General features: G+C 71.0%; 22 protein-coding genes. 14 read left to right on the top strand and 8 right to left on the bottom strand.

Annotated elements, in window-relative coordinates:
• Positions 1-55: 55 nt before the first annotated feature.
• Positions 56-586, bottom strand: a complete 531-nt coding sequence (locus VFZ20_RS31260; RefSeq protein ID WP_329687900.1) for a superoxide dismutase family protein — start codon at positions 584-586, stop codon at positions 56-58.
• A 210-nt stretch (positions 587-796) separates the two neighbouring features.
• Between VFZ20_RS31260 and VFZ20_RS31255 the strand changes: the two genes are divergently transcribed.
• The 11 genes from VFZ20_RS31255 to VFZ20_RS31205 all read left to right on the top strand — a co-directional run bounded on the left by VFZ20_RS31255 (position 797) and on the right by VFZ20_RS31205 (position 14,579).
• Complete coding sequence (locus VFZ20_RS31255) at positions 797-1,174, top strand: BlaI/MecI/CopY family transcriptional regulator (protein WP_329687899.1); 378 nt, start codon at positions 797-799, stop codon at positions 1,172-1,174.
• Positions 1,171-2,628: a M56 family metallopeptidase gene (locus VFZ20_RS31250; RefSeq protein ID WP_329687898.1), complete on the top strand. Its 1,458-nt coding sequence runs from the start codon at positions 1,171-1,173 to the stop codon at positions 2,626-2,628. Before VFZ20_RS31255 ends, VFZ20_RS31250 begins: the two co-directional genes overlap by 4 nt.
• Positions 2,629-2,830: 202 nt before the next feature.
• Entirely contained in the window at positions 2,831-5,026 is a 2,196-nt protein-coding gene (locus VFZ20_RS31245) for a cyclic nucleotide-binding domain-containing protein (protein ID WP_329687897.1), read from the top strand.
• A gap of 118 nt (positions 5,027-5,144) precedes the next feature.
• The gene (locus VFZ20_RS31240) at positions 5,145-6,290 is read left to right on the top strand and encodes a class I SAM-dependent methyltransferase (RefSeq protein ID WP_329687896.1); all 1,146 of its coding nucleotides are present in this window, start codon (positions 5,145-5,147) and stop codon (positions 6,288-6,290) included.
• Positions 6,291-7,439: 1,149 nt separating this feature from the next.
• Positions 7,440-8,738 (top strand): amidohydrolase family protein, encoded by a 1,299-nt coding sequence (locus VFZ20_RS31235; RefSeq protein ID WP_329687895.1) that lies wholly within the window; start codon positions 7,440-7,442, stop codon positions 8,736-8,738.
• Positions 8,738-10,120, top strand: coding sequence for an amidohydrolase family protein (locus VFZ20_RS31230; protein WP_329687894.1), 1,383 nt, complete (start codon positions 8,738-8,740; stop codon positions 10,118-10,120). Before VFZ20_RS31235 ends, VFZ20_RS31230 begins: the two co-directional genes overlap by 1 nt.
• A 557-nt stretch (positions 10,121-10,677) precedes the next feature.
• Positions 10,678-12,039, top strand: coding sequence for a group II intron reverse transcriptase/maturase (gene ltrA / locus VFZ20_RS31225; RefSeq protein ID WP_329687893.1), 1,362 nt, complete (start codon positions 10,678-10,680; stop codon positions 12,037-12,039).
• Positions 12,040-12,383: 344 nt separating this feature from the next.
• Positions 12,384-12,863 (top strand): Hsp20/alpha crystallin family protein, encoded by a 480-nt coding sequence (locus tag VFZ20_RS31220; RefSeq protein WP_329687892.1) that lies wholly within the window; start codon positions 12,384-12,386, stop codon positions 12,861-12,863.
• Between the two features lie 696 nt (positions 12,864-13,559).
• Positions 13,560-13,886, top strand: coding sequence for a hypothetical protein (locus VFZ20_RS31215; RefSeq protein WP_329687891.1), 327 nt, complete (start codon positions 13,560-13,562; stop codon positions 13,884-13,886).
• 148 nt (positions 13,887-14,034) lie between these two features.
• Positions 14,035-14,178 (top strand): hypothetical protein, encoded by a 144-nt coding sequence (locus VFZ20_RS31210; protein ID WP_329687890.1) that lies wholly within the window; start codon positions 14,035-14,037, stop codon positions 14,176-14,178.
• 80 nt (positions 14,179-14,258) lie between these two features.
• Positions 14,259-14,579 (top strand): hypothetical protein, encoded by a 321-nt coding sequence (locus VFZ20_RS31205; protein ID WP_329687889.1) that lies wholly within the window; start codon positions 14,259-14,261, stop codon positions 14,577-14,579.
• A gap of 70 nt (positions 14,580-14,649) precedes the next feature.
• Here the strand turns inward: VFZ20_RS31205 and VFZ20_RS31200 are convergent, their stop codons facing one another.
• The 3 genes from VFZ20_RS31200 to VFZ20_RS31190 all read right to left on the bottom strand — a co-directional run bounded on the left by VFZ20_RS31200 (position 14,650) and on the right by VFZ20_RS31190 (position 17,934).
• On the bottom strand, positions 14,650-15,747 hold the full coding sequence (locus VFZ20_RS31200; RefSeq protein ID WP_329687888.1) for an aromatic ring-hydroxylating dioxygenase subunit alpha: 1,098 nt from the start codon (positions 15,745-15,747) through the stop codon (positions 14,650-14,652).
• Positions 15,748-16,345: 598 nt separating this feature from the next.
• Positions 16,346-16,843 (bottom strand): hypothetical protein, encoded by a 498-nt coding sequence (locus VFZ20_RS31195; protein WP_329687887.1) that lies wholly within the window; start codon positions 16,841-16,843, stop codon positions 16,346-16,348.
• A 23-nt stretch (positions 16,844-16,866) separates the two neighbouring features.
• A complete protein-coding gene (locus VFZ20_RS31190; protein ID WP_329687886.1) occupies positions 16,867-17,934 on the bottom strand; it encodes a 6-bladed beta-propeller in 1,068 nt (355 codons plus the stop codon).
• Between the two features lie 244 nt (positions 17,935-18,178).
• Here VFZ20_RS31190 and VFZ20_RS31185 point away from each other — a divergent pair, with 244 nt between their 5' ends.
• The 3 genes from VFZ20_RS31185 to VFZ20_RS31175 are packed head-to-tail and all read left to right on the top strand — an operon-like array spanning position 18,179 to position 21,628.
• Positions 18,179-19,561, top strand: a complete 1,383-nt coding sequence (locus VFZ20_RS31185; protein WP_329687885.1) for an APC family permease — start codon at positions 18,179-18,181, stop codon at positions 19,559-19,561.
• 2 nt (positions 19,562-19,563) lie between these two features.
• Entirely contained in the window at positions 19,564-20,058 is a 495-nt protein-coding gene (locus tag VFZ20_RS31180; protein ID WP_329687884.1) for a PH domain-containing protein, read from the top strand.
• Complete coding sequence (locus VFZ20_RS31175) at positions 20,048-21,628, top strand: PH domain-containing protein (protein ID WP_329687883.1); 1,581 nt, start codon at positions 20,048-20,050, stop codon at positions 21,626-21,628. The genes VFZ20_RS31180 and VFZ20_RS31175 overlap by 11 nt, the downstream gene beginning before the upstream one ends.
• 90 nt (positions 21,629-21,718) lie before the next feature.
• On the opposite strand, the gene VFZ20_RS31170 is transcribed toward VFZ20_RS31175, so the two are convergent.
• From VFZ20_RS31170 to VFZ20_RS31155, 4 genes are all read right to left on the bottom strand, one after another.
• Positions 21,719-22,579, bottom strand: coding sequence for a MerR family transcriptional regulator (locus VFZ20_RS31170; RefSeq protein ID WP_329687882.1), 861 nt, complete (start codon positions 22,577-22,579; stop codon positions 21,719-21,721).
• A gap of 286 nt (positions 22,580-22,865) precedes the next feature.
• Positions 22,866-23,267: a hypothetical protein gene (locus tag VFZ20_RS31165; RefSeq protein ID WP_329687881.1), complete on the bottom strand. Its 402-nt coding sequence runs from the start codon at positions 23,265-23,267 to the stop codon at positions 22,866-22,868.
• A 134-nt stretch (positions 23,268-23,401) separates the two neighbouring features.
• Positions 23,402-23,707, bottom strand: a complete 306-nt coding sequence (locus VFZ20_RS31160; protein ID WP_329687880.1) for a helix-turn-helix domain-containing protein — start codon at positions 23,705-23,707, stop codon at positions 23,402-23,404.
• Entirely contained in the window at positions 23,697-24,107 is a 411-nt protein-coding gene (locus VFZ20_RS31155) for an endonuclease domain-containing protein (protein WP_329687879.1), read from the bottom strand. The genes VFZ20_RS31160 and VFZ20_RS31155 overlap by 11 nt, the downstream gene beginning before the upstream one ends.
• Positions 24,108-24,312 lie beyond the last annotated feature (205 nt).

Genomic DNA, 24,312 nt, shown 5'->3' with positions numbered 1-24,312 from the left:
TTTTGAAGTACTCTGCTGCCTCTGCTCCCTCTGCGTGAGAAATTCTTTTGTCTTTTCAGCTCGCGGGCGGGATCACGCCGCAGGCGATGCGCGCGCCGGAGTTGCCCGACGGGTCCGTGCGGTAGTCGTCGGCGCCGGCGTGCACCATCAGCGCCGTGCCGCCCGGCTTGCGCAACGAGTTGGCGCCGCTGCCCTCCAGCGTGACGCCGCGCGCCACCCCGTTGAGCGTGCCGCGGCCGTTGGCGTCCACCGTGAGGTTGGGCAGGTCGCCCGCGTGCGCGCCGTTGGGGTTCTCGAAGCCATGCTGCCGGCTGGTGGGGTTGAAGTGCCCGCCCGCCGTCGTGAACTCCGGCGCGTCGCACATCCCCGTCATGTGCACGTGCACGCCGTGCGTCCCCGCCGGCAGCCCGTTGGCGCTCAGCACCACCTGCACCCCCTCCGTGGCCGGCGTGAGCAGCGCCGTCCCCACCGTGCGCCCGCTGGCATCCCGCAGCGTCACCGTCTGCGTGTTGGCAAGCTGCCCCACGCCCGCGCACCCGGCCAGCGCCAGCAGCGCGGCGCTGGCCAGCATCCCGTTCATCCTCATCGTCCTCTCCTCATGTCTCTGGATCGCGCCCGCGTCCCGGGCGCGCGCCCCGGCGGTCGCAAGAGTCGTGCATCCACCGGTCCGTATGTTCTACTAAAACTATAGTTGACAACCGGGGAGCGGACGTTTAGTATCTACTAAGAATCTAGTTGACGGACGAGTGCGGGTGGACTGTTGTCTACTAAGACCTTAGTAGAAAGGAGGCGGCGGGTGGAGATCAGCTTCACGGAGCGCGAGCTGGACGTGATGGGGGTGCTGTGGGACCAGGGCGGCGGCACCGTCGCGGAAGTACGCGAGCGGCTGCAGGACGACCTGGCCTACACCACCGTGCTCACCGTCCTGCGCACGCTGGAGGACAAGGGCTACGTGGGCCACGTGGAAGAGGGCAAGGCGTACCGCTACCACCCGCTGGTGGAGCGGCAGGCCGCCGGCAGCAGCGTGCTGCGGCGGATGATGCGCAAGCTGTTCAAGGACTCGCCGGAGCTGCTGCTCACGCACCTCGTGAGCGACCGGCGGCTGAGCGACGACGAGCTGCGCCGCATGCGCGCCCTGCTGGACGCACCCCGCGACCCGGAGGACACGCCGTGATCGCCACCTGGATGCTCTACTGCCTGGCCGTCGGCGCGCTGCTGACGCTGGGCGCGCTGGCCATGGAGCGGGGGATGCGCGCCGCGCGCCTTCCGCAGCGCTGGGGCTGGGCCGCGGCCATGGCGCTCTGCCTCGCGCTCCCCGCCGCCGCGCGGTGGATGCCGGACGCCCCCGAGCCCGTTCCGGCCGCCTCCGCCGCCATGGAAGCCGGTGCGCCCGGATCACCCGCGCCGTCTGCCGATGTGCCGCCGGCGGTGCGCTGGCCCGCGATCGACCTCGCGGCGCTGGACCGGCCGCTGGCCATCGGGTGGATGGTGATGAGCGGAATCTGCGCCGCCGCGCTGCTGGGGGCGGGGCTGCTGCTGGCGCGTCGTCGGCGGCGGTGGACGCGGATGGAGATCGACGGCGTGCCCGTGCTCCTTTCCGCGGACACGGGGCCGGCGGTGATCGGCCTGTTCCGCAGCCGCATCGTCCTTCCCGCGTGGGTGCTGGACGCGGATGCGACGGAGCGCGCGCTGCTGGTGGAGCACGAGCGCGAGCACGTCCGCGCCGGCGATCCCCGCCTGCTCGCGTTCGGCCTGCTGTGCGTCGTGCTGATGCCGTGGAACCCGTTGACGTGGCTTCAGCTGCGCCGGCTGCGGCTGGCCCTCGAGATGGACTGCGACGCCCGCGTGCTGGCCCGCCGCGCCGACGTGCGCGCGTACGGAACCCTGCTGTTGAACGTGGGCCGCCGCGCGTCGGCGGCTCCCCGGCTGATCGCCGCCGCGGCGTTCAGCGAACCCGCCTCGTTCCTGGAACGGAGAATCCGCATGATGACCTCGCCCCGTCCCCGCCGGCCCCTGCTGCGCGCCGTTGTTTCGGGCGCCGCCGCCCTGCTGCTCGTGGCCGCCGCCTGCCGCGCGCCGGAGCCGTCGTCCGCCCCCGCCGCCCAGCCGTCCGACGGCACCACGGATCCCGTGGCGCTGGAGATCCAGCCGCGGCAGGCCATCGACCGCTATTATCCGCAGGTCAGGCAGGGGCTGGGGGACAGCGTGACCGTCGTCCTGTTCTACTCCTCCGAGGGCAAGCTGGTGGACCGCCGCCTGACCGTGCGCGGACAGCAGCCGGCGGATGTGCCGTCGCCGCTGGCCATGCGCCCCGGCCGCCTGGGGATGCAGAAGTTCGCCGCGGGTGAGCTGGGTCCGGACGCCGTGCGCGTGTTCACGATGCGCCAGCTCACGCAGCAGGAGCTCGCCGCCTCCGCAAGCCGGCCGCAGGACACCGTCGTGACGACGACGACCACCACCGCGCGGGCGACGGGCGCGCGGACGGACACCGTCGTGATCACGACCACGGTGCCGACGAGCGGGGGCGTCACGACCACGGCGCCCACGACGGCCGTGCCCACGACGGCCGTGCCCACGCTGCCGGTGCCCGTGACGCCCAGGGTCACGGCGCCCGCCCGGACCCGGTGATGCTCGCCGCTCCGGCGTAACGAGGCGGCGCGATGGACGTCGATCGGCCTCCTTTCTCCGCACCGCCGCGGGGAAGGAGGCCGATCCGCGTCCGGCGGACAGGGGGAGGGTGGACGCACGGTGTAGCAGCGCGTACACTTGTGCGTCGCACTGACGCGCATCCGCCCCGCGCTGACGCTCCCTCCGCGCCCCCCGCCGTCCCATGTCGCAGGCGCTCGACCTCGCCCCCGCCGGCGTTCTCCAGGCCTCACCGCTCTTCGCCGCGCTCCCCGCGGACGATGCGGCCGCGCTCGCCGGCGCCATGCATCCGCTCCCCCTGGCCATCGGCGACGTGCTGTTCTCGTCCGACGACGCCCCGGCGGCGCTGTACGTGGTCGCGTCCGGCGCGCTGGAGGTGGTAGAGCGCGGCGCGGTGGGCGAGACGCGCGTGCGGACGCTGGGCCCCGGCGAGGCGCTGGACGAGATGCAGGCCCTGGCCGGCAACGCGGGCGCGCTGCTGGTCCGCGCATCCGCCCCCGCGACGTTGATGCGCGTGGACGACGCCGCGCGCGACGCCCTGGCGGACCGCGCGCCCGCCGTGGCCGCGGCCCTGGCGCGGATGCATCGCCAGCAGCTGTTCTGCCGCCTGCACGCCGTCTTTGGCGCCATGGACGCGGCGCTGCTGGACGAGCTGGAGCAAATGGCGGAGTGGCGCCACCTCCGCCGCGGCGAGCTGCTGTGGGAGCAGGCGGACAGCGGCGACGCGCTCTACCTTGTCATCAGCGGCCGATTGCGGACGGTGCGGATCGAGACGGACGGCACCGCGCGCGTGCTGGGCGAGGCGGGGCGCGGCGAGATCGCGGGCGAGCTGGCGTTCTTTGGCTGCGAACCGCGCGGCGAGCGCGTGGAGGCCGTGCGCGACGCCGTCCTCGTGGGCTTTACGCGCGACGAGTTCGACCGGCTCGTGGCCCGCCGTCCGGCCATCATCCGCCAGGTGACCAGGCTGGTGCTGGACCGTGTGGGCGGCGCGCGGACGCCGGCCCCGGGGCGGGTGATCAACGTGGCCGTGGTGCCCGTGGGCCCCGGCGCGCCCCTGGACGCGTTCTGCGCGCGCCTTGCCTCCGCCCTGGGCGCCCACGGCCGCACGCTGCACCTGACGGCGGCCGGCGTGGACGCGCGGATGGCGGAGCGCGACATCGCCCAGGCGTGGGACGACGGGGCAGAGACGGAGCGGCTGCTGGCGTGGCTGGAGGCGCGCGAGACGGACCACCGCTTTGTCCTGTACCAGGCGGACGAGTCGGCCAGCGCGTGGACGCGCCGCTGCATGCGCCAGGCGGACCGGGTGCTGCTGCTGGCCCGCGCCGGCGACGATCCCGCGCCCGGCGCCGTGGAGCGCGCCGTCCAGGCGCTGGAGGACCGCGCCACGGACGCGTACGAGGCGCTCGTCCTCGTCCACCCGGACGGGTCGAAGCTGCCCAGCGGGACGGCGGCGTGGCTGCGGCCGCGCGCCGTGCGCGAGCACCACCACGTGCGCTGGGACGGCGAGGCCGACTTCGCGCGGCTGGCGCGCGGGATGGCCGGGCGCGCCGTGGGCGTGGTGCTGGGTGGCGGCGGCGCGCGGGGAATGGCGCACATCGGCGTGCTGCGCGCGCTCACCGAGGCCGGCGTGCCCATCGACTTCATCGGCGGAACGAGCATCGGCGCGGGGGTGGCGGCACAGTACGCGTACGGCGTTCCCGCGGACGGCCTGCTGGAGCTAAACCGCCGCATCTACCTGGAGTGGCAGCCGCAAAAGGCGCTCACCATCCCGCTCGTTTCCCTGGTGGACAACCGGCTGGCCGGCGTCTGCGGCGAGCGCGTGTACGGCGACGCGCACATCGAGGACCTGTGGACGCCGTACTTTTGCGTCACCAGCAACCTGAGCACGGCGGAGATGGTCATCCACCGCACGGGGCTGCTGCGCAAGTACGTGCTGGCCAGCGCGTCCATCCCCGTCTTTGCCCCGCCCGTGCTGGAGGGCAGTCACCTGCTGGTGGACGGCGCCCTGCTCAACAACCTGCCCACGGACGTCATGCGGCAGACGGGGTGCGGCGTGGTGATCGCGTCGGAGGTGTCGGTGGATGACGACGCCCTGTTCACGGCCGAGCGCGTGCCCACGAGCTGGGAGGTGCTGCGGGGGCGGTTCCGGCGCGGCGCCCCGCCCGTGAAGTTTCCCGGGCTGATGGACGTGGCCATGCGCGCCGCCCTGCTGCACAGCACCTGGCGCGAGGCCGCCGCCGTGCGCGAGGCGGACATCTGCCTGCGGCCGCCCGTGGACGCGTTCGGCCTGATGGAGTTCGAGCGCATGGCCGACGTGGCCCAGGCCGGCTACGTCTATGCCCGCCAGGCCGTGGCGGACTGGGCGGAGCGGCCGCGGTAGCCCGCCCGTTGCCCGCGATTCACCGCGCCTTCCTTCATCCGCGCTCCCTTCCATCGCTCCACCCTTTCCCTTTCTCCGAGGGACCCCACCCCACATCCGCACGGGAGGAACAAGGGACATGTCTACGTTCGATCAGCTCGTCCAGGTGGTGCGGCGGGCGTACGCGCGCGTGGCGGACGTCGAGGCGCCCGCCTTCGCGCTGCGGGCGCCGGGCGCGGAGCCCGCCGTGTTCGGCCGCGGCGAGCCGACGGCCACGCTCGTGGTGAACGACCGCCGGGGCGCCGCGGCCCTGGCCACGCTGGACGCCATGGCCGTCTGCGAGGCGTACCTGGCCGGCGCCCTGGACGTGGTGGGCGAGATCAAGCCGCTGCTGGCCCTGCGCGGCATGTTCGCGGACCGCCATCCCGTGCTGCGGCTCATGCGCTTTGTCCGGCCGCTGCTGCGCGGACAGGTGGCGATGGACCGGGCGAACATCGCCGCGCACTACGACCGCGACCCGGAATTCTACCTCACGTTCCTGGATGGGCGTCATCGCGCGTACTCGCAGGCCGTGTTCGCGCACGACGGCGAGGCGCTGGAGGATGCCGTCACGCGCAAGCTGGACCTGGCGCTGGAGGCCATCGGCGCGCGGCCGGGCGACCGCGTGCTGGACGTGGGCGGCGGATGGGGTGCGTTCACCCAGCACGCCGGCCGCCGCGGCGTGCGCGTGACGTCGCTGACCATCTCGGCGGAGTCGGAGCGGTTCATCCAGGGCCTGATCGGCGCGGAGGGGCTGCCCTGCGAGGTGCGGCGCGAGCACCTGTACGAGCACCAGCCCGCCGAGCGCTACGACGGGCTGGTGAACCTGGGCGTGACGGAGCACCTGCCGGACTATCCCGGCACCCTGGCGCACTACGCGCGGCTGCTCAAGCCCGGCGCCCGCGCGTGCCTGGACGCCAGCGCCTCGCGCCGCAAGAACGACGTGAGCGCCTTTTTTGAGCGATACGTCTTTCGCGGCAACGGCTCGCCGCTGTGCCTGCACGAGTACCTGGCCGCCGTGTCGGACAGCCCGTTCGAGGTGGAGACCGTCGAGAACGACCGGCACAACTACATGCTCACCACCCGCCACTGGGCGCTCAACCTGGAGCGCCGTCGCGAGGAGATCGAGCGCCGCTGGGGCACACAGGCGTACCGCGTGTTCCAGCTGTACCTGTGGGGCTGCGTGGACGGATTCGAGCGGGACGAGATCCAGGCGTATCGCTGGGTGATGCGGTTGAAGGGCTGAACGGCAGGGAATAGGGAACAGGGAATAGGGAATAGCCTGCAACGGCAACTGCACTCCCATGCTGGGCCTCCTTTGACTTCCTGAGGGAGGCGCCGCGCGATCCCGCCCGCGCACCGCACTCCGGCGCCGACCGAAGGATCTCCCATCCCGTGCACGGCCGCCTCCCGCGCCGTGATCCGGCCCGCCGTTATCGATGCGTGCCGCGGCGGTGTTGCGCCCTCCGGCAAGATCCTTCGGGGCCGCACGCATCCGGCGCGGTCAGGGCCCGTGAGGGCCCCTCAGGAAGACAAGGCGGGTGAGGGCCTGTTTGCACGCGGATTCTTTGACTTCCTGAGGGAGGCGCCGCGCGATCCCGCCCGCGCACCACTCTCCGGCGCCGACCGAAGGATCTTCCCGCCCGCGCAGGGTGCTTGCCTCCGCAGCGTGATCCGGCCCGCCGTCTTCCGTCCGGGCTGCGGCGGTCATGCGCCATCCGGCAAGATCCTTCGGGGCCGCACGCATCCGGCGCGGTCAGGGCCCGTGAGGGCCCCTCAGGAAGACAAGGCGGGTGAGGGCCTGTTTGCACGCGGATTCTTTGACATCCTGAGGGAGGCGCCGCGTGATCGCGCCCGCGCACCGCCCTCCGGCGCCGGCCGACCGAAGGATCTCCCGTTCGCCGGCCGCTCCCACACCGTGATCCGGCCCGCCGTCTTTCGATGCGTGTGGGCGGCGGTGTTGCGCCATCCGGCAAGATCCTTCGGGGCCGCACGCATCCGGCGCGGTCGGGGCGAGGGCCCCTCAGGATGACAAACCGGGCCTGGTCGCCGGATCCCGCCCTTGATGCGCGGGCTCCGTGCACCCCACGGTACCCGCCCTGCCCGGACCCGTCGGCGAAGGCCGACATCACGTGTTCGGTGCCGCGATTTCAATCGCCGGGGCTGGGGGCCGGCCCATCCGCGATGCCCCAGCGTCCCGCCCGATCCGCATCACCGCCCGCGCCTCTCCAGCCTGCTAACAATTTCGCAGTGATCTCTATCCGGGCCGATCGGACGTTCGTATATTGGCCGCACATCCGCAGGAACACGCAGTCACTCTTTCCCCCTCGAGGCCACCCGCCCCCGCGGGCGTCCTCGCGCACCCCCCATCCGCATCATCGGAGAGACGCCAGCCATGCGACGTACCCTGTCCGCGGCGCTCGTGGCCGCGGCGGTCGCCCTGCCCGCAACGGCGCAGGAGCAGCCGCACGCGTTCCGGGGCGCCACCCTCCTCCCCATCGCCGGCCAGCCGATCGCCAACGGCGTGCTGGTGGTGCAGGGAGGCCGCATTACCGCCGTGGGCGGGCCCGGGACGGCCATCCCCGCCGGCGCCGTGGTCCACGACATGTCGGGGAAGACCATCATGCCCGGCCTGGTGGACACGCACTCGCACATCGGCGGGGGCGACGGCGGCGACCGCAGCAACCCCATGCACCCGGCCGTCCGCATCCTGGACGCCATCGACGCCCGCGACGAGGGCATCCAGAAGGCGCAGGCCGGCGGCATCACCACCGTCAACGTCATGCCCGGCAGCGGCCTGCTCATGAGCGGGCAGACGGCGTACCTCAAGCTGCGCGACGGCAACGACATCTACGACCTGCTGATGTGCCGCGACGCCATCCACGACATCTGCGGCGGGATGAAGATGGCCAACGGCACCAACCCCCGCGGCGAGCCGCCGTTCCCCAGCACGCGCAGCCGCGCCGCCGCCATCGTGCGCGAGCGCTTCGTGCGGGCGCAGGAGTACCGCGAAAAGATCCGCGCGGCGGGCGGCCCCGAGCGCGTTTCCCCGCGCGACCTGGAGATGGAGGGACTGGTGGAGGTGCTGGACGGCCGCCGCGTGGTGCACTTTCACACGCACCGGGCCGACGACATCCTCACGGCCCTGCGCCTGTCGCAGGAGTTCGGCTTTCGCATCGTCCTGCACCACGTGAGCGAGGCGTGGAAGGTGGCGGACGAGATCGCGCGGTCGGGCGCGCCGGCCAGCATCATCCTGCTGGATTCGCCGGGCGGAAAGCTGGAGGCCCTGGACTACAGCAGCACCAACGGCCGCGAGCTGGAGCGCGCCGGCGTGCTGACGGCGTTCCACACGGACGACGGCATTACCGACAGCCGCTTCTTCATCCGCAGCGCCGGGATGGCCGTGCGCGAGGGAATGTCGCGGGAGCGGGCGCTGGAGGCGCTCACCATCGCCGGCGCGCGGATGCTGGGCATGCAGGACCGCGTGGGCACGCTGGAATCCGGCAAGGACGCGGACTTCATCGTCCTCTCGGGCGACCCGCTGAGCGTGTACACGCTCGTGGAGCAGACGTGGGTGGAGGGCAGCAAGGTATTTGACCGGGCGGACCCGGCGGACCGCGCGTTCGCCGTGGGCGGACCCAACGTGTTCGACGGCGCCGTGATGCACGTGCACGAAGGCGAGGAGGGCCACTGATGCGGATCAACGGAATCGTCCTTACGGGCGCCGCCCTGGCGCTGGCGGCGGGCGCGGCGCACGCGCAGGTGGCGGTGCGCGGCGAGACGGTGTACACCATGGCCGGCGCGCCCATCCGCGACGGCGTGGTCCTCATCGGCGCGGACGGCAGGATCGAGCGAGTCGGCTCCGCGGCCGAGGTGCAGGTGCCCGCGGGCTACCGCACCATCACGGGCCGCGTGGTCACGCCGGGCCTGGTGGACGCGCACAGCGTGGTGGGCCTGGCGGGCGCCATGAACCAGCCCCACGACCAGGACCAGCTGGACCGCAACGAGGTCATCGCGCCGGAGCTGCGCGCCATCGACGCGTACAACGCGCGGGAGATGCTCGTTACCTGGCTGCGCGACTACGGCATCACGACGGTGCACACGGGCCACGGCCCCGGCGCGCTGGTGAGCGGGCAGACGATGATCGTCAAGACGCGCGGCGACGACGTGGGCGAGGCGCTGGTGGACACGACCACCATGCTGGCGTTCACGCTGGGGCCGTCCGTCTCGGGCAACTTCCGCAACGCGGGCACGCGCGCGCGGGGCATCGCGCTGCTGCGCGCGGAGCTGCTGCGGGCGCGCGAGTACGATCGCCGTCGCGGCGGCACGGGCGGCGGCGGCCCGCGCGCCGGCGGGAATGGCGGTGGTGGCAACGGGCCGGCGATCGCCGATGGCGACCGCGCCGCCGCGGCGGCCAATCCCCGGACGGCGGACCGCGCCACCAACGAGCCGCGCGCGGCGGGCGGCGGCAACGCGAACCGTGGCGGTGGCGGCGCGAGCGAGGGCGGCGGCGCGCGGGACCTGGGGCTGGAGATGCTGGCCCGCCTGCTGAACCGCGAGATCCCGGCGCTCATCACGGCGCAGGAGGTGCCCGAGATCCTGGCGGCCCTGCGGCTGCAGGAGGAGTTCGGGTTCGACATGGTGCTGGACGGCGGGGCGGAGAGCTACCTGGTGATCGACGAGCTTCGCCGGGCCAACGTCCCCGTCATCCTGCACCCCACGATGGTGCGGCTGGGCGGCGAGACGGGCCATGCCACGCTGGAGACGGCGCGGCGCCTGCGCGAGGCCGGCATCACGGTCGCGCTGCAGAGCGGGTACGAGGGCTACGTGCCCAAGACGCGCGTGGTGCTGTTCGAGGCCGCCATCGCCGCCGCCAACGGCCTGCCGATGGAGGACGCGCTGCGGACCATCACCATCGACGCCGCGCGCATCATCGGCGTGGGTGACCGCGTGGGCTCGCTGGAGCGCGGCAAGGACGGCGACGTGGCCGTGTTCGACGGTGATCCGTTCGAGTACACGTCCCACGTGTGCGCCGTGCTCATCGAGGGCCAGGTCGTGAGCGAAACCTGCCGCTGAGCCAGGGACAGAAAAAGAAATCTCACGCAGAGGCGCAGAGTACTTCGTTCGCGCGATGAAGTACTCTGCGTCCTCTGGTGCGTCAGGCGAAGCCTGACCTGTCTTGTGAACTGAAAGGAGTTCACCATGTGAAATGCCTGTGACACATGTAGCCGAGCAGGCAGGGTAGCCGGGCAACCGGAGCCCTGAAGCCCTGGGAGGCGCACGGTGCGAGCCGTAGCGAAAGCGAACCCGGTTCAGCCTCGAAACGCAAAGACGAGAGCGGCCAACCTTTCAGAGATGGTGAAGCCAGGACTGGCGGGGAAGTCACAGGCATGTGCACCCGTCGGGCTCTCCGGGGTGGTAGGGGACAGCGCGTACCGAGAGAGAGGTCGAGGAACCTGAGAAGCGCCCGGCGTGCGGGGTCGTGCCCCAGGGTGCGGCTGGGAAACCATAACCAGCACGTGCTGCGCGGCCGGGCGGCGGAGGGGTCCATAGTAGCGGGGAAGCGGGGTAACTCCCGTGGAGCGAAGGGGCCCTGCTGGCGGGATGCGGAGTCAGAAACGAGGAGAGACCGCTTGCGTCACGACGCCACTACGGGAGAAGGGGAGGAACTGCCGAAGGCCTTTGCGGCCAACGAGCAGGGATTTCCCCCGAAGCTCTTCACGCTGAGACAGAAGCTGTACCAGAAGGCGAAGCGAGAGCCGAAGTTCCGGTTCTATGCGCTGTACGACCGGATCTACAGGCAAGACGTGCTGGAGGCAGCCTGGGCCCTGGTTGCCGCGAACGACGGCAGTGCAGGGGTGGACGGGGTCACGATCGAGCAGATCGAGAGCTCACCCGGGGGGCCGGAGGCGCTGGTGTCGGAACTGCACCAGTTGCTGACGGCCCGGACGTACCGGCCTCAGGCGGTGCGGCGCGTGTACATCCCCAAGCCGGACGGCAGGATGCGGCCGCTCGGCATTCCGACGGTCCGTGACCGGGTGGTGCAAACGGCAGCCAAGCTGATCCTGGAGCCCATCTTCGAAGCGGACTTCCTGGAGTGCTCGCACGGCTACCGGCCCAAACGCAGCGCGAAGGGTGCGCTGGCGCAGATCGAAGCGAACCTGCGCGCGGGGTACACGGCCATCTACGACGCGGACCTGCAAGCCTACTTCGACACGATCCCGCACGACAAGCTGATGAAGGCGGTCGAGCGGCGGGTGGCGGACCGGTCGGTCCTCGCCCTGATCCGCCTGTGGTTGGATGCGCCGGTGGAAGATCGTGGCGAGGACGGCCGGCGGACGATCCGCCGGCCGAAGCAGGGCACGCCACAAGGCGGGGTGATCTCGCCTCTGCTGGCCAACCTGTACCTGCACTGGTTCGACAAGGCATTCCATCGCAGGCACGGGCCGGGAACGTGGGCGAAAGCCCGTCTGGTCCGCTATGCCGACGACTTCGTGATCATGGCGCGGTACGTCGGAAGCCAGATCACGGGCTGGGTGGAGAGGAGCGTGGAGGAATGGCTCGGCCTGACGATCAACCGGGCGAAGACCCGGGTGGTGAGCGTTACCCGGCTAGGCGGGGAGAGCCTGGATTTTGTGGGCTACACCTTCCGCCATGACTGGGACCGGTTCGGAAGAAGATTCCGCTACCTGACGGCGGTTCCTTCGGACAAGGCGGTGGCTCGCCGCAAGGAGCGGATACGGGAGCTGACCGGGCCGAAGAGGTGTTTCGTGCCCGTGACGGAACTGATTGAGCAGGTGAATCAGGAACTGCGTGGCTGGGGAGAGTACTTCAGCTACGGGCACCCGCGCCGCGCTCATCGCAAGGTGAACGCGTTCGTAGTTTCTCGATTGACGAAGCACCTCAGACGTAGGAGCCAGCGTGCCTGTCGACCACCGACGGGAATGACCTACTACAGCTTCCTGACGCGGCGTCTCGGTCTGAAGCTGCTGTAGTCAGCGCGCAACTCTCCGATAGCCAACCGGTGAACCTGCCGGGGAAGCCGGATGCGGGAAATCCGCACGTCCGGTTTGATGAGGGGCACCAGGGCGTCGCCCTGGTGCCTACTCTACCGGCTCTGCGTGAGAATGTAGTTGCTGTTCTTCTGTAACGCGCTGCCAGGGATGCAGTTGGGGTCTGCCGAAGTGAAAGACGGATTGTCATTCTGGCCGGATACGAGTGGTCCGCCGGTTGCCTTTTCCCAGGGCAGCCAGCGCGGGATGCGACGGTGCCCGCGCCACTGTGAATCCGAAACAACCGTCGAAGCTTTCGGAGGCCCATTCAACCGGAGGAAACGACCATGGCACTGTATCCCACCAGCACCCGCTACGCCGAGCCGTTCGACCAGCTGTTCGACACGTTCTTTGGCCGCGCGGGCCGTCCGGCCGCCAATGGCAACGTGCTCATGCGCGCGCCTGAGACGGACGTGATCGAGACCGAGCGCGAGATCCGCGTTGTCACCGAGATGCCCGGCCTGCGCCGCGACAACATCGAGATCGACGTGGAGAACAACGTCCTCACCATCCGCGGCGAAAAGCGCGAGCAGCGCACCGAGGGCGAGCAGGGCCGCTGGCATCTGGCCGAGCGCCGCTACGGCACCTTCAGCCGCAGCTTCGTGCTGCCGCGCGACGTGGACGCCGACGGCATCCAGGCCGCGTTCCAGGACGGCGTGCTCACGGTGAGCGTGCCCAAGAGCGAAAAGGCGCGCCGCCGCCGCATCGAGATCGGCGGCGAGGCCAGCCAGCCGCAGCTGGGCGAGACCGAGCAGCCCCAGGGCTGATTCACGGCGGACGGATGAACACGGGGCCGGCGGAGCGATCCGCCGGCTCCGCTTGCTTTGTCCAGCATGCTGATCACGGAAAACGCGCGGGACTTCCGGAAGATCCAGGAGCGGATCCCGTTCGATTTCGTCGCCCCGTTTCCCGGGCAGAAGGCGTGACGTAGTCGCTCCTCCCGCGAAGAAGCCCGGAGACTTTCGGCACGAGCGAGCGGCAGATTCCCGACGGGATCTGCCGCTCGCTCATCCATCGCACAAGTGCCTGCCGCGCCGCTGTTTGGGCCAGGGAGGACGAGAATGGCAGCGGACGTAACGGATTTTGTTAGTTCTAAGACACTCTATTCAGGTCCTAAATTTGCGTTTGCCTGGATCCGTCCTGATCGAGATGACGGGAGAAGGTTGCTCAGGCGGCGCACCCGGTGCGCCGTCCCGGGCATCCGTTGTCGCCAGCGCCCGGCGCCACGTGACGCGGTGCCGCTCACCCCGAGGATTTGCAAGTGCCCTCATCGTCCCGCCGGACTGCATCGGCCGTATTCAGCCATCGCGCTGACGCGCGGTGTCGGGCGGCGTGCGCGTGTTCGCACGCGGGGACGATAGCATGCGTGCATTTCGGCCGCGCCCACCCGGGGCGCGGCCGTTTGCGTCGGTGCCGCGACCGCGGGCCGTCCATCCACCCCACCCACCCCCAGTGAGGATGCCATGCAGAAGCTCAAGCTGAACCTGGAAGACCTGTCCGTCGATTCGTTCGACACCACGCGCAGCGAGCGCCCCAAGGGCACGGTGTTCGGCGAGCAGTGCACGTGCTACACGCAGTGCACGTGTCCCGGCTGCCCCACCTGCGACGCGAGCTGTAATGGCACCTGCTACGCCTCGTGCAACGGCACCTGCGACGTGTCGTGCAACGGCACCTGCGCGGGCACCTGCGGCGACAGCTGCTACGACACGTGCGGCGGCTACACCTGTGACGGACGCCGGGCCTGCGGCTACACGGCCCTGCAGACCAACTGCAACGAGATCTGCCTCTGACCTGGAACGGGCGGGGACGCGCCCTCGCGTTTCCGCCCGCGCCGTTCGCCATCCGTATCCCCGCGCCGCACGGGCGCGGGGTCCCCGGGAGGGCCGCGCCCGTGGCGTCCCGCCCATCCATCGAGAGCCCCATCCGGAGGGAACGACCATGCAGCCCAAGATCCAGCTGGACGTCGAGACGCTCGCCGTCGCCACGTTCGAGACGCAGCCGTCGCAGCAGCCGCAGCCGGCCCACGAGCAGGTCCGCACCTGCCTCAACACGTACTGCGCGCCGTATCAGTGCTGCATCTGATGCGGACCGGCCGGGGCGCGTCCATCGCGCCCCGGCCGAAGCTCCGTTTGCCCCTTCCCATCCCCTGCCCCGGAGGCCCCATGCCGAGCAAGCTCAAGCTGAACCTGGACCAGCTGTCCGTGGACTCGTTCGATACCTCGGCGAGCCAGAGACCCAGCGGTACCGTGTTCGGGGAGCAGTGCACCTGCTACACCGCCTGCACGTGTCCGGGCTGTCCCACCTGCGACGCGTCGTGCAACGGCACCTGCGGAGGCACCTGTGGCGAGAACACCTGCGCCGCGAGCTGCAACGGCACGTGCGCCGGCGCCAGCTGCGGATACTCGTGCAACTACACGGACTGCGACTGCGCGCCGGAGACGTGCCTCCAGACGAACTGCGGGCCCTACTTCTGCTGCGCCTAGTCCGCCTCCGTCCGCCAGCCTCGCCGGCCCCGCCGCGGCGGGCCGGCGTCATGCAGCCGCGTCGGTCGGATCAGCGGGGGACGCCCTCCCCCGTCTCCCGCGCCAGCAGGGTGTGAAAGTGGTGCGTGCCCACCTCGCGCCGCGGCGAATAGCGGCCGCGGTGGTACAGGCGCGAGCGCACGCCCTTCTGCACGGCCTCCACCACCTCCTCGTCCTCCATCTCCACCCGGTGCAGGTCCGCGCCCGCGCCGGACGACCGCCGCGACTCATTCCACACGTAGGAAAGGAACGAGACGCGCGTGCGGTCGTGCGCCAGGGGCTGCACCAGGTTCACGGACAGCCCCCACGGATAGAAGTTCAGCATCAGGTTCGGAAACAGCCACCAGTAGTACGCCGCCACGAGCGTCCCCTCGTCCGGGTGGCCGGCGGGGAGATCGAACGCCTCGTCGCGGTTCCGGGTCGTCCCCAGCTGCAGGTTGCACCAGTCGAACGTCTCCGTCCGGTAGGTGGCGTAGTCCAGCGTGTCGGCCAGTGCCGCGTGGATGAACGGGATGTGGAACTCCTCCAGGTAGTTGTCCACGTACAGGGCCCAGTTGGCGCGGATCAGGTAGTCGCGCGACGTCCCCGGATCGAAGGTGAACTCGTCCAGGGGGAGAAAGCCGCATCGCTCGCGCACGGGCCCCATCCACGCGTCGAACGGGCACGCCGGGTCGATGGAGGTGAACGCCAGCGGCCCCCACTGCGCCAGCGGCAGCCGCGGGAGGTCGTCCGCCGCGGAGGGAAAGCCCGCCACGCCGTCGAACTCCGGCATGTGTGTCATGGTGCCGTCCAGGGCAAAGCGCCGCCCGTGGTAGCGGCAGCGCAGGTGCCGCGCGTGCGTCTCGCCCTCGCAGACCACGGTGCCGCGGTGCGTGCACACGTTGCTCAGGCAGCGCGTGACGCCGTCCTCGCCCGCGGCCAGCACCAGGGGCTCGTCCAGGCACCCCTCCAGCAGGGTGAACGGCAGCAGGTGCCCGGGCGCCTTCACCCGCTCCGCGCCGCGCACCATCTGCCAGCTGCGGGAGAACACGCGGTCCTTCTGCAGGGCGTACCACGCGGGGTCGGCGTACACCTCCGCGGGCAGCGTCTGCGCCTGGCGGATGTCGGGATGAACGGTGAAGGGCTGCATGGGGGAGGAGGTGCGAGAGTGCGAAAGCAGAAGAGCAAACGAGAGATACGGGACGGAGTGACCCGGGGCAACAGCTCGGGGCGGGCGTTTACTTCATCTGTCCGCGCTGCTGGTGAGAAGACGAGAGGCCCCGCCGGTGTCGGCGGGGCCTCTCACCTGCGTTCTGCGCTTGCAGCCGACGGGGCGATCAGCAGCAGGGGCCAAGGAGATCACACTTGGGAGCGCAGTTCAGCGTTCCGTCAGGATTCGCGCTCTTCGGGTACAGTCGTGTGTCGCCGCAACTGCCGATCGATGCCATGCAAACCTGACCGGAGACGGTTTCCGCACCGACCGTCACACCCGCAAGCACGAGGAGGGCGACCACAACGCGTAGTGTAGTTTTCACGTCATCCCTCCGATCTGGCAGCAGTAGCCCGGTTCGCACTGCTCGTTCGCGCACGTGTAGGTTTCATCCACGTTGCAGCTGATCACCTTTCGCCTGGACTCGTCGAGCGCCGCGTGCGCCCTCGACCCTGGAAGGAACGACAACGCAAGAGCCGTCGCGAGCAGCAAGGCGCCCTTTGATCTCGACATCGCGTGTCTCCCGATGAAATGGTGACTACGGCACGGCACCCGTTCGGTTGCCGGCTTCCGGCCGGAGTTGTCGGAGAATGTCTGCTCCGCGAACCGCATGAAAGTGCCGATCCGGCTTTCCATCTCCTGGCATCACGGCGATTACCGGCCGGGCAGTCGAAAGCGTCGTCGCCGGGTCGGGAAGACTCATGACCGTCAAACGCACACGCTCCGTCCTGAGAAAGGAGCAGAGCGCGGTGGTGTCCGCTTCCGGGATCAGCACCCACGTACGGCCGCCGTCGTTCGGGAGCCGCCTGAGTGTAAAGCCCAGGTCGCGGCAGCTCATTGCCTGCGGGACCGTCACGAGCATGGCCAGGTCGGGTGCGTCTTCGGCCGTGGAGGGCGTTGTGCCGCAGGCGGGCCGGTAGGAGCGTGAAGCGAGCGCGGTGGAAAGCTGGATCCCGATTTGGCGCGCCTGGCCGGGCTGGTCATCCGGCGGCAAACCAGATGGCTCGCACGCACCAATCCCCACGACGATCGCCACGGCAGCGCCGTTGAGCCCCGTCCTCACGGGTTGGCTCGCGGCCGGAACAGTCCAATGCGGATTTCCTCCTGCCCGGGGCTGAGCAGCACGACCGGCCCGCCGTCGTAGGTTCCGATGACCGGGGGGGATTCCGCAAGGGCCTGCCACTCTCCGGACGGGCTCCGTGTGACCAGGAGGATGGGGTCCCCCTTGTTCAGCACTCCCCGCACGTAGGGGAGATACAGGCCACCCTCCGAGACCGAGAGGGTGCTGGACAGGTGGAAGCCATGGCTCCAGCGAATCAGCTCCTGGATGGTCGCGTGCCGGGCGGTCGGAGCGGCGGGGTGCACGTATCCCGGAAACGGCAGGTGAAGACGTCGTACGTCGCCGCTCGAAAGCGACACCATCCAGAGTGAGTCCGAGACCGTGTTGGATACGAACGCCGTGTCGTCCTTCACGGAAAGGGAAAAGGCGCGAAGGTTCCCCCAGGCCGGGTCCTCGGGCTGACCCGTGGGGCGAATCTCACCAACCGCGAGCATCCTGCGCCGCACATGGCCGTCCATATCCAGCTCTGCCAGCACCTCCCTCGCCTCCGTGCTCTCCACCGCGAGGAGGAGCCGTCGACCCTGGAGCGGCCGAAATCCCTGGATCAATCCCAGGGTAAGGACTGGCGTAGCCGCGACCAGGGCCCCCGTGGTGTCGAACACCTGGACCCTGGGGTTCTGGGCGTCGGCCACGTAAATCAGCCCGTCAGGGCCAAAGCGGGGATACCGCGGCTGCTCGAATTCACCGGGTCCCATGCCCTTTCGACCGATGACGCGCAGCAAGCGGCCATCCCGGGCGAAGAGCTTCACGTTCCCCTCAGAGACGTCGCCGATGAGGATTCGCCCCCGGGAGTCCAGGTCGATTCCCGACACCCGCACGATCAGGGCGGAATCGGGCTGCTCCAACGTGACGGAACGAACGAGCTTGAACCTGTCATCAAACCGGGCAGATCCAATTTCTGGAGCGGATTCGGCCAGCGGAGCGGCTTCACCCTCGCCACACGCGGCGAGCACGAGTCCCAGCGAGACCGCGGAGAGGACCTGGCGTGAGTGGCGAGAAAAAGGCACAGGCGTGGCCCCTGGAGAGGTTAAATCCGGGTTACGTAGATAAATGGGGTTCGCTGCTCGTGCAAGCGTTTTGTTCGTATGGGGGCGCGTACTATTAGGGCCTGGCGTTTGTTGAGCTTCGTCCATGCGCTTCGTTGCCCGGCGTGGGGGAAGGCTGGTGCAAATCGCGTTTTCGTCGTTAGCTTCGGAGGTCCGCGCTTCGTCCGCTTTCCGGCGAAAGTCCCCTCCCCGACGCGCCACGCCCATGATCGCCACCGCGGCCTCCCCGCCCGACGCACCGCCCGCCGCGCCCCCGGCGCCGCGCAGGGGACTGCTGCGTGTGCTGGGCGTGACGTTCGGGCTGGCGGTGACCATCGGCAACACCATCGGCGCGGGGATCCTGCGCTCGCCGGGCTCCGTCGCCCAGCAGCTGCCATCCACGGCGTGGTACCTGGCCGCGTGGATCGCCGGCGGCGTGTACGCGCTGCTGGGCGCCGTCTCCCTGGCGGAGCTGGGGACCCTGCTGCCGCGCTCCGGCGGGATGTACGTCTTCGCGCGGCACGCGCTGGGGCGCTACGCGGGCTTTCTCGTCGGATGGAACGACTGGGCAGCCACGTGCGGCAGCGCGGCGGCCGTGGCCGTGCTCATCGGGGAGTACGCGGGGGCGCTCGTTCCGGGGCTGCAGGGGCGGACGGTGCCCGTGGCCATGGCCGTCACGCTGGCGTTCGCCACGCTGCAGTGGCGCGGCATCCGCACGGCGGGCTTCGCGCAGACGCTCACGAGCGCGGCCAAGGCCGTCGTCCTGCTGGGGCTCGTCGCCGCGTGCTTCTTCCTGCCGTCCACGCCCCCGCCGCTTCCCGCGGCCGCGCCGTCCATGCCGTCGGGGGCGGCGCTGCTGGCGGCCATGGTCGTGGCGCTGCAGGGCGTGATCTACACGTACGACGGGTGGACGGGCGTCCTCTACTTCTCCGGCGAGGTGCGAGACCCCGCGCGCGACATCCCCCGCTCCATGATCGGCGGCGTGCTGGCGGTGGCGGCCATCTACCTGCTGCTGAACGCCGCCTTCCTGCACGTGGTGCCGCTCCCCGCGCTGGCGGGCGAGCCGCTGGCCGCCGCGGCCGCCGCGCGCACGGTGCTGGGCCCCGCGGGTGACACGGCCATCCGCGTGGTGCTCATCGTGGCCCTGCTGAGCGCCGTGAACGCGCTGGTGCTCATGGGGCCGCGCGTGCTCTACGCCATGAGCGACGACGGCCTGGTGCCCCGCGCGGCCTCCGCCGTCAACCGCGGCGGCACGCCCACGGGCGCCACGCTGGCCAGCACGCTCGTGGCCCTGGGGTTCATCGCCACGGGCGCGTTCAACACCATCATCGCCGTGCTGGCGTTCTTCTTCGTCGCCAACTACGTGCTGGCGTTCGCCTCCGTGTTCGTGCTGCGGCGCCGCGCGCCGGACGCACCGCGCCCGTACCGCGCGTGGGGCTACCCGTGGACGACGGGCGCGGCGCTCGTGGGCTCGCTGGCGTTCCTGGCCGGCGCCGTCGCGGGCGACACGCGCACCAGCCTGTACGCCCTGGGAGTGCTGGCGGCGAGCGTGCCCGCGTACCGGCTGGCCGCGCGGTGGATGGACCGTACTCCGCGGGAGACATCGTGACGATGACGGACGCGGCCGCCGCGCCGCCCGCCCCGTCCGAGGCCGAAACCGAGCAGCTGGACCCCGGCGTGGAGCTGCTCTGGCAGATCAACGCCGCCCTGGGCTGGGCGGTGTGGATCGGCGTGGCGACGGCGACGCTGATGGTGTTCGAGCGGCCGGTCTCGTGGGCGCTGACCGTCTCGTTCGTGGCGCTGATGCACATCATGCACGTGCCGCCGCGGCGCTGCCGCCACTTCACGTTTCGCGTGGGCGCGACGGACGTGCGGGTCGTGCACGGGTGGCTGTGGCGGACGGAGAGCGTGGTGCTGCACTCGCGCATACAGCACGTGGACACGCGCCAGGGCCCGATCGAACGGATGATGGGCTTGGCGACCGTCGTCGTCTACACGGCGGGGACCGTGGGCGCGGCGGTGCCGATTCCCGGGTTGTCCGCGGCGCGCGCGGAGGCCCTGCGCGACGATCTCGTGCGGTTGAGCGGGACGGACGATGCCGTCTGAGGCTGCCGCCGTGCTGGACGGCGGGCGCCGCCTGCACCCGCTGACGCTGGGCTTTGCCGCGTTCGGCATCGCGCGGCGGGTGGTGTGGCCCGCGCTGGCCGGCGGCGTGGGCCTGGGCGGGGGGCGCGTCGCGCAGGTGCTGCCGATCTTCATGCTGGCGCTGGCCGTCCCCGCGCTCGCCGGCGCCGCGCTGACGTACGCGCGCTCCCGCTGGCAGCTCACCGGCGACGAGCTGCTGCTGCGCTCCGGCGTGCTGAGCCGCCGTGACCGCGTGATCCCCCTGTCGCGCGTGCAGAACGTGGAGGTGCGGCAGAACGTGCTGCACCGCGTGCTGGGCGTGGCGGAGCTGCGCGTGGAGACGGCCGGCTCCGGCACGGAGGCCGAGGCCGTGCTCTCCGTCCTGGGCATGGACCAGGCACAGGCCGCCCGCGTCCGTCTCCTGGCCCACCGCCGTGCCGCCGCGCCCTCCCTCGCGGACGCGGAGGACGGAGCGGAATCCACCGTGCCGCCCCTGGCGCGGCTGTCCACGGGCGACGTGCTGCTGGCGGGTGCCACGGCCAACGAGGCGGGTGTGATCGCGGCGGCGCTCGCGGGCCTGCTGCAGCTGGCGGACGACCTGCCCCTGCCCGTGTTCTCGCGCGTGGGCGACGCGGTGATGGACCGCGTGGAGGGCGCGCTGCTCGTCTTTGGCGTGCTGCTGGTGATGGTGCTGATGGTCGCCGGCTGGCTGATCTCCGTCGCGGGCGCCGTGGTGCGCTACCACGGTTTCACGCTCGCGGTGGACGGCGGGGAGATCCGCAAGCGCTACGGCCTGCTCACGCTGCACGAGGCCAGCGTGCCGGTGGAGCGGGTGCAGGCCATCCGCGTGGAAGAGTCGCTGCCGCGCCGGTGGCTGGGGCTGGCGTCGCTGCGCATCGAGACGGCGGGCGGCACGCCGGGCGAGCGGGGCGGGGCGGAGGCGTTCGTCCCCATCGCGCGGCGCGAGGACGTGCCCCGCCTGGTGCGCGGCATCTTTGGCGACGCGGACGCGGACGTGCCGCTGCGCCCCGTCCATCCCCTGGCGCGGCGGCGCCTGGCGCATCGCTATCTGCTGATGCTGCTGCTCCTGTGGCTGCCGTTCTGGGCCGCGCGCGCCGTCGACATCCAGCCGGCGGGGATGCTGGCGCCGTACCTGGCGGCGCTGCTGCCGCTGCCGTGGGGCGCGGCCGGATGGGCGTACCGCAGCCGCGGCTGGGCGCTGCCGCCCCGCTACGTCGTGGCGCGCGGCGGCGTGTTCACGCGCGTCACGTGGATCATCCCCGACCGCAAGGTGCAGACGCTGCACGTGCGTGCCACGCCGTTCCAGCGCCGGGTGAACCTCGCGACGCTGGTGGTGGACACGGCCGCGGGCGGCAGTCAGGCGGCCATCGTGGACCTGCCGGAGCCCGCCGCGCGTCGCATGCTGGACGAGCTGGCCGCCCGGAGCCGAGGCTCCTGCCCAGACCGGCTTGAGCTGCATTCTCACGCAGAGGGAGCAGAGGCAGCAGTACTGCTTTTGAAGTACTCTGCTGCCTCCGCTCCCTCTGCGTGAAAATCGCCGTAGAAGCGTGCGAAGGATGAAACGAAGAGCCCCGCCCGGAACGCGCCGGGTGGGGCTCTTTCGATCTGCGGATGCGAAGCGTCAGGCCGCCACGCGCACCAGCTCGCTCAGGTCCTCGGCGCAGCGCACGCCGGGCTCCGTGGCAAAGGGCGGCGGCACGCCCGGCCCGCCGATCACCACCTCCGTGTCCGCCGGCGCGGCTTCGCGCAGCTCGCGCGACAGGCGCCGGAAGTCCGCCAGCGACATGGTGTTCACCACCGACGTGCAGAACATGGCCGGCCGGCGCTGGTGCACGATGCGGCGCACCTCGTCCACGGGGATGTTGGGGCCCAGGTACACCACCCGCCACCCGCGCGTGGCCAGGTGGATGGCCGCGGCCATCAGCCCCGCCTCGTGCAGCTCGCCGGGGATGCCGGCGCACACGGCCTCGGGGCCGCGCGCGGCGCCCGTGTCCAGGTCGGCGATGATCCCCGCCAGCTTCTCGCGGACGAACGCGCTGGCAAAGTGCTCCTCGCCCACGCCGCACTCGCCCGCCTGCCACAGCTCGCCCACCTCGCGCAGCACGGGGAGCAGCACCTCTTCCACCCGGCGGTCCGGGGGCAGGCGCAGCACCTCCTCGTACGCCTCCAGCGCCCGGCGCCGGTCGAACGAAAGGAGCGCCTCCAGCATACGAAAGCGCGCGTCGCGCACGGACGGGCCGCTGCCGTCGCTGGGCAGGGGCTCGGCGCCGCGCCGCACCCGGCCGATAGCCTCGCCGATCGTGAGCCCGTCGTCCACGAGGGCCTTGATGCGCGAGAGCATCGCCACGTCTTCGTCCGTGTACAGCCGGTAGCCGGAGTGGGTACGATCCGGCGCCACCAGCCCGTACCGGCGCTCCCAGGCGCGCAGCGTGGCGGGGTTGATTCCGGTGAGGTGGGCGACGCGCTTGATGCGGTAGCTCATGGTGTGTCCAACTGCTGAGTGGGGTCCATCATGGTGCCGGGACCGTGACCTGCCGGACGCCTCCCGCAACCGCCGCCCCGCGCGCCACGGGATTGATCCGTCTTCAATTTCATTGGACAAAGCCTGTAGCGCAAGTTGCAGGTTGCGCGCCGCAGGCGCCGCAGGTCACGATTCGGGGCGGTGTTGCCGGGTCTTCGGCGCGGATCCGGATCGCGCGGACGGGCTGACGGAACGGCGTCCTCGCGAGTGCGCGTATCCTTGTAACGAATCCGTCACGGGTTGGCAATCAGGACCGCGGCGCCGCCAGCGGACCCAGCAGCTCGCGGACGGGCCCCTCGTGCCCCTCCGCGCGGGCCCACGCCTCGGCCGCGAGCTCGCGGGCGCGCCGCGCGGCCACGTCCGCCCCCGCGTCGTCGCCGGCCTGGCGCAGCAGGTCCGCGCGCTCGTGCAGCAGCCGCGCCCACGCGGCAATGCGCCGGGGCTCCTGCACCATGTGCGCGGCCGTGGCGCTGTCCACGCGCGGCGCCACCTCCGCCAGCGGACCCAGCAGCTCGCCCTCGGCGTCGTCCAGGGCCTGCACGGCTTCCTGCAGCTGGCCGCCGTTCCGGAGCCCCAGCATGCGCGCCAGCACGGCGCCCAGCAGCTTGAGCTCGCGCAGCAGCCAGTCTTCGCGGGAGGAGAGGGGCATGGTCAGGCGGTGGCGTGGGGATGGAAGGTGGGGCGCTCGCCGCGAGGGGCCTCGACCGGCTCGGCTGGGGCCCTCACCCGCTCGCTTAGGCTCGCACCCTCTCCCGCAAACTGCGCGGGAGAGGGTATAAACTTCTATCCGGCATTCGTTCGCGCCGCGGATTGCACGAACACGCTGGGGTGGTTCTCCGCGATCCAGAGCAGGCGCGCGGCGGCGGAGTTCGAGTCCCGGTGGCCCTGCTCCCATCGGCGCAGGTCGTCCACGGTGATGCACAGCGCGGCGGCGAGCGCCTCGCGCGTCATCCCCAGCCGGGCGCGCACCTCGCGCGGGTCCGGCTCTCCCACGAACGTCACGCGGATCTCCTCCACGTGCTCGCCGCGAAGCCATGCGCCGGCCTCCCGCGCGTTCTGCAGCAGCTCCTGGAACAGGTCATCGCGCATCCGCCCCCTCCTGCACAAAGGGATAGCGCGAAGCCGGCGCGGGTGCATCCGCGCGCGTGGCGGCTTTCGCGATGCGGCGGAGGACGGAATCCATCTCGTTCTCCACTTCCTCGTTGCGAAAGCGGATCACGCGCAGGCCGCGCGCTTCGAGCTGAGCGGTACGGGCGGCGTCTCGCTCCTGCTGCGGGTCGTGGATGCCGCCGTCCAGCTCCACGCATAGCCGGGCCTCCGCGCAGAAGAAGTCGATGACGAAGCCGTCCAGCGGATGCTGCCGCCGAAACTTGAGCCCGTTCACGGCCCGGTTGCGCAGCACGCGCCAGAGCAGGCGCTCCGCGTAGGTCTCCTCCTGGCGCAGTTCCCTGGCCCGCGCGCGCACCGTGCGCGACGTCTTCCGCTGCACGCCATCCTGCCGCATACGCATGCCCTCCGCGCTGAAGTTTCTCGCAAACTTCACACGGAGCACAATGTAACCGATGCGCTCTTGCTGTTGAACCCGCCCCAGCAGGAGCCCACCTCAGCGCACCAGAGCTCGTTGGAAGTATACACCCTCTCCCGCGCAGTTTGCGGGAGAGGGTGCGAGCGACAGCGAGCGGGTGAGGGCCCCT

Origin of the sequence: Longimicrobium sp. (assembly GCF_036280135.1) — a bacterium.
GTDB lineage: Bacteria > Gemmatimonadota > Gemmatimonadetes > Longimicrobiales > Longimicrobiaceae > Longimicrobium.
Note: the sequence above shows the minus strand (reverse complement) of the source record. Positions and strands in the feature narration are given on the sequence as shown.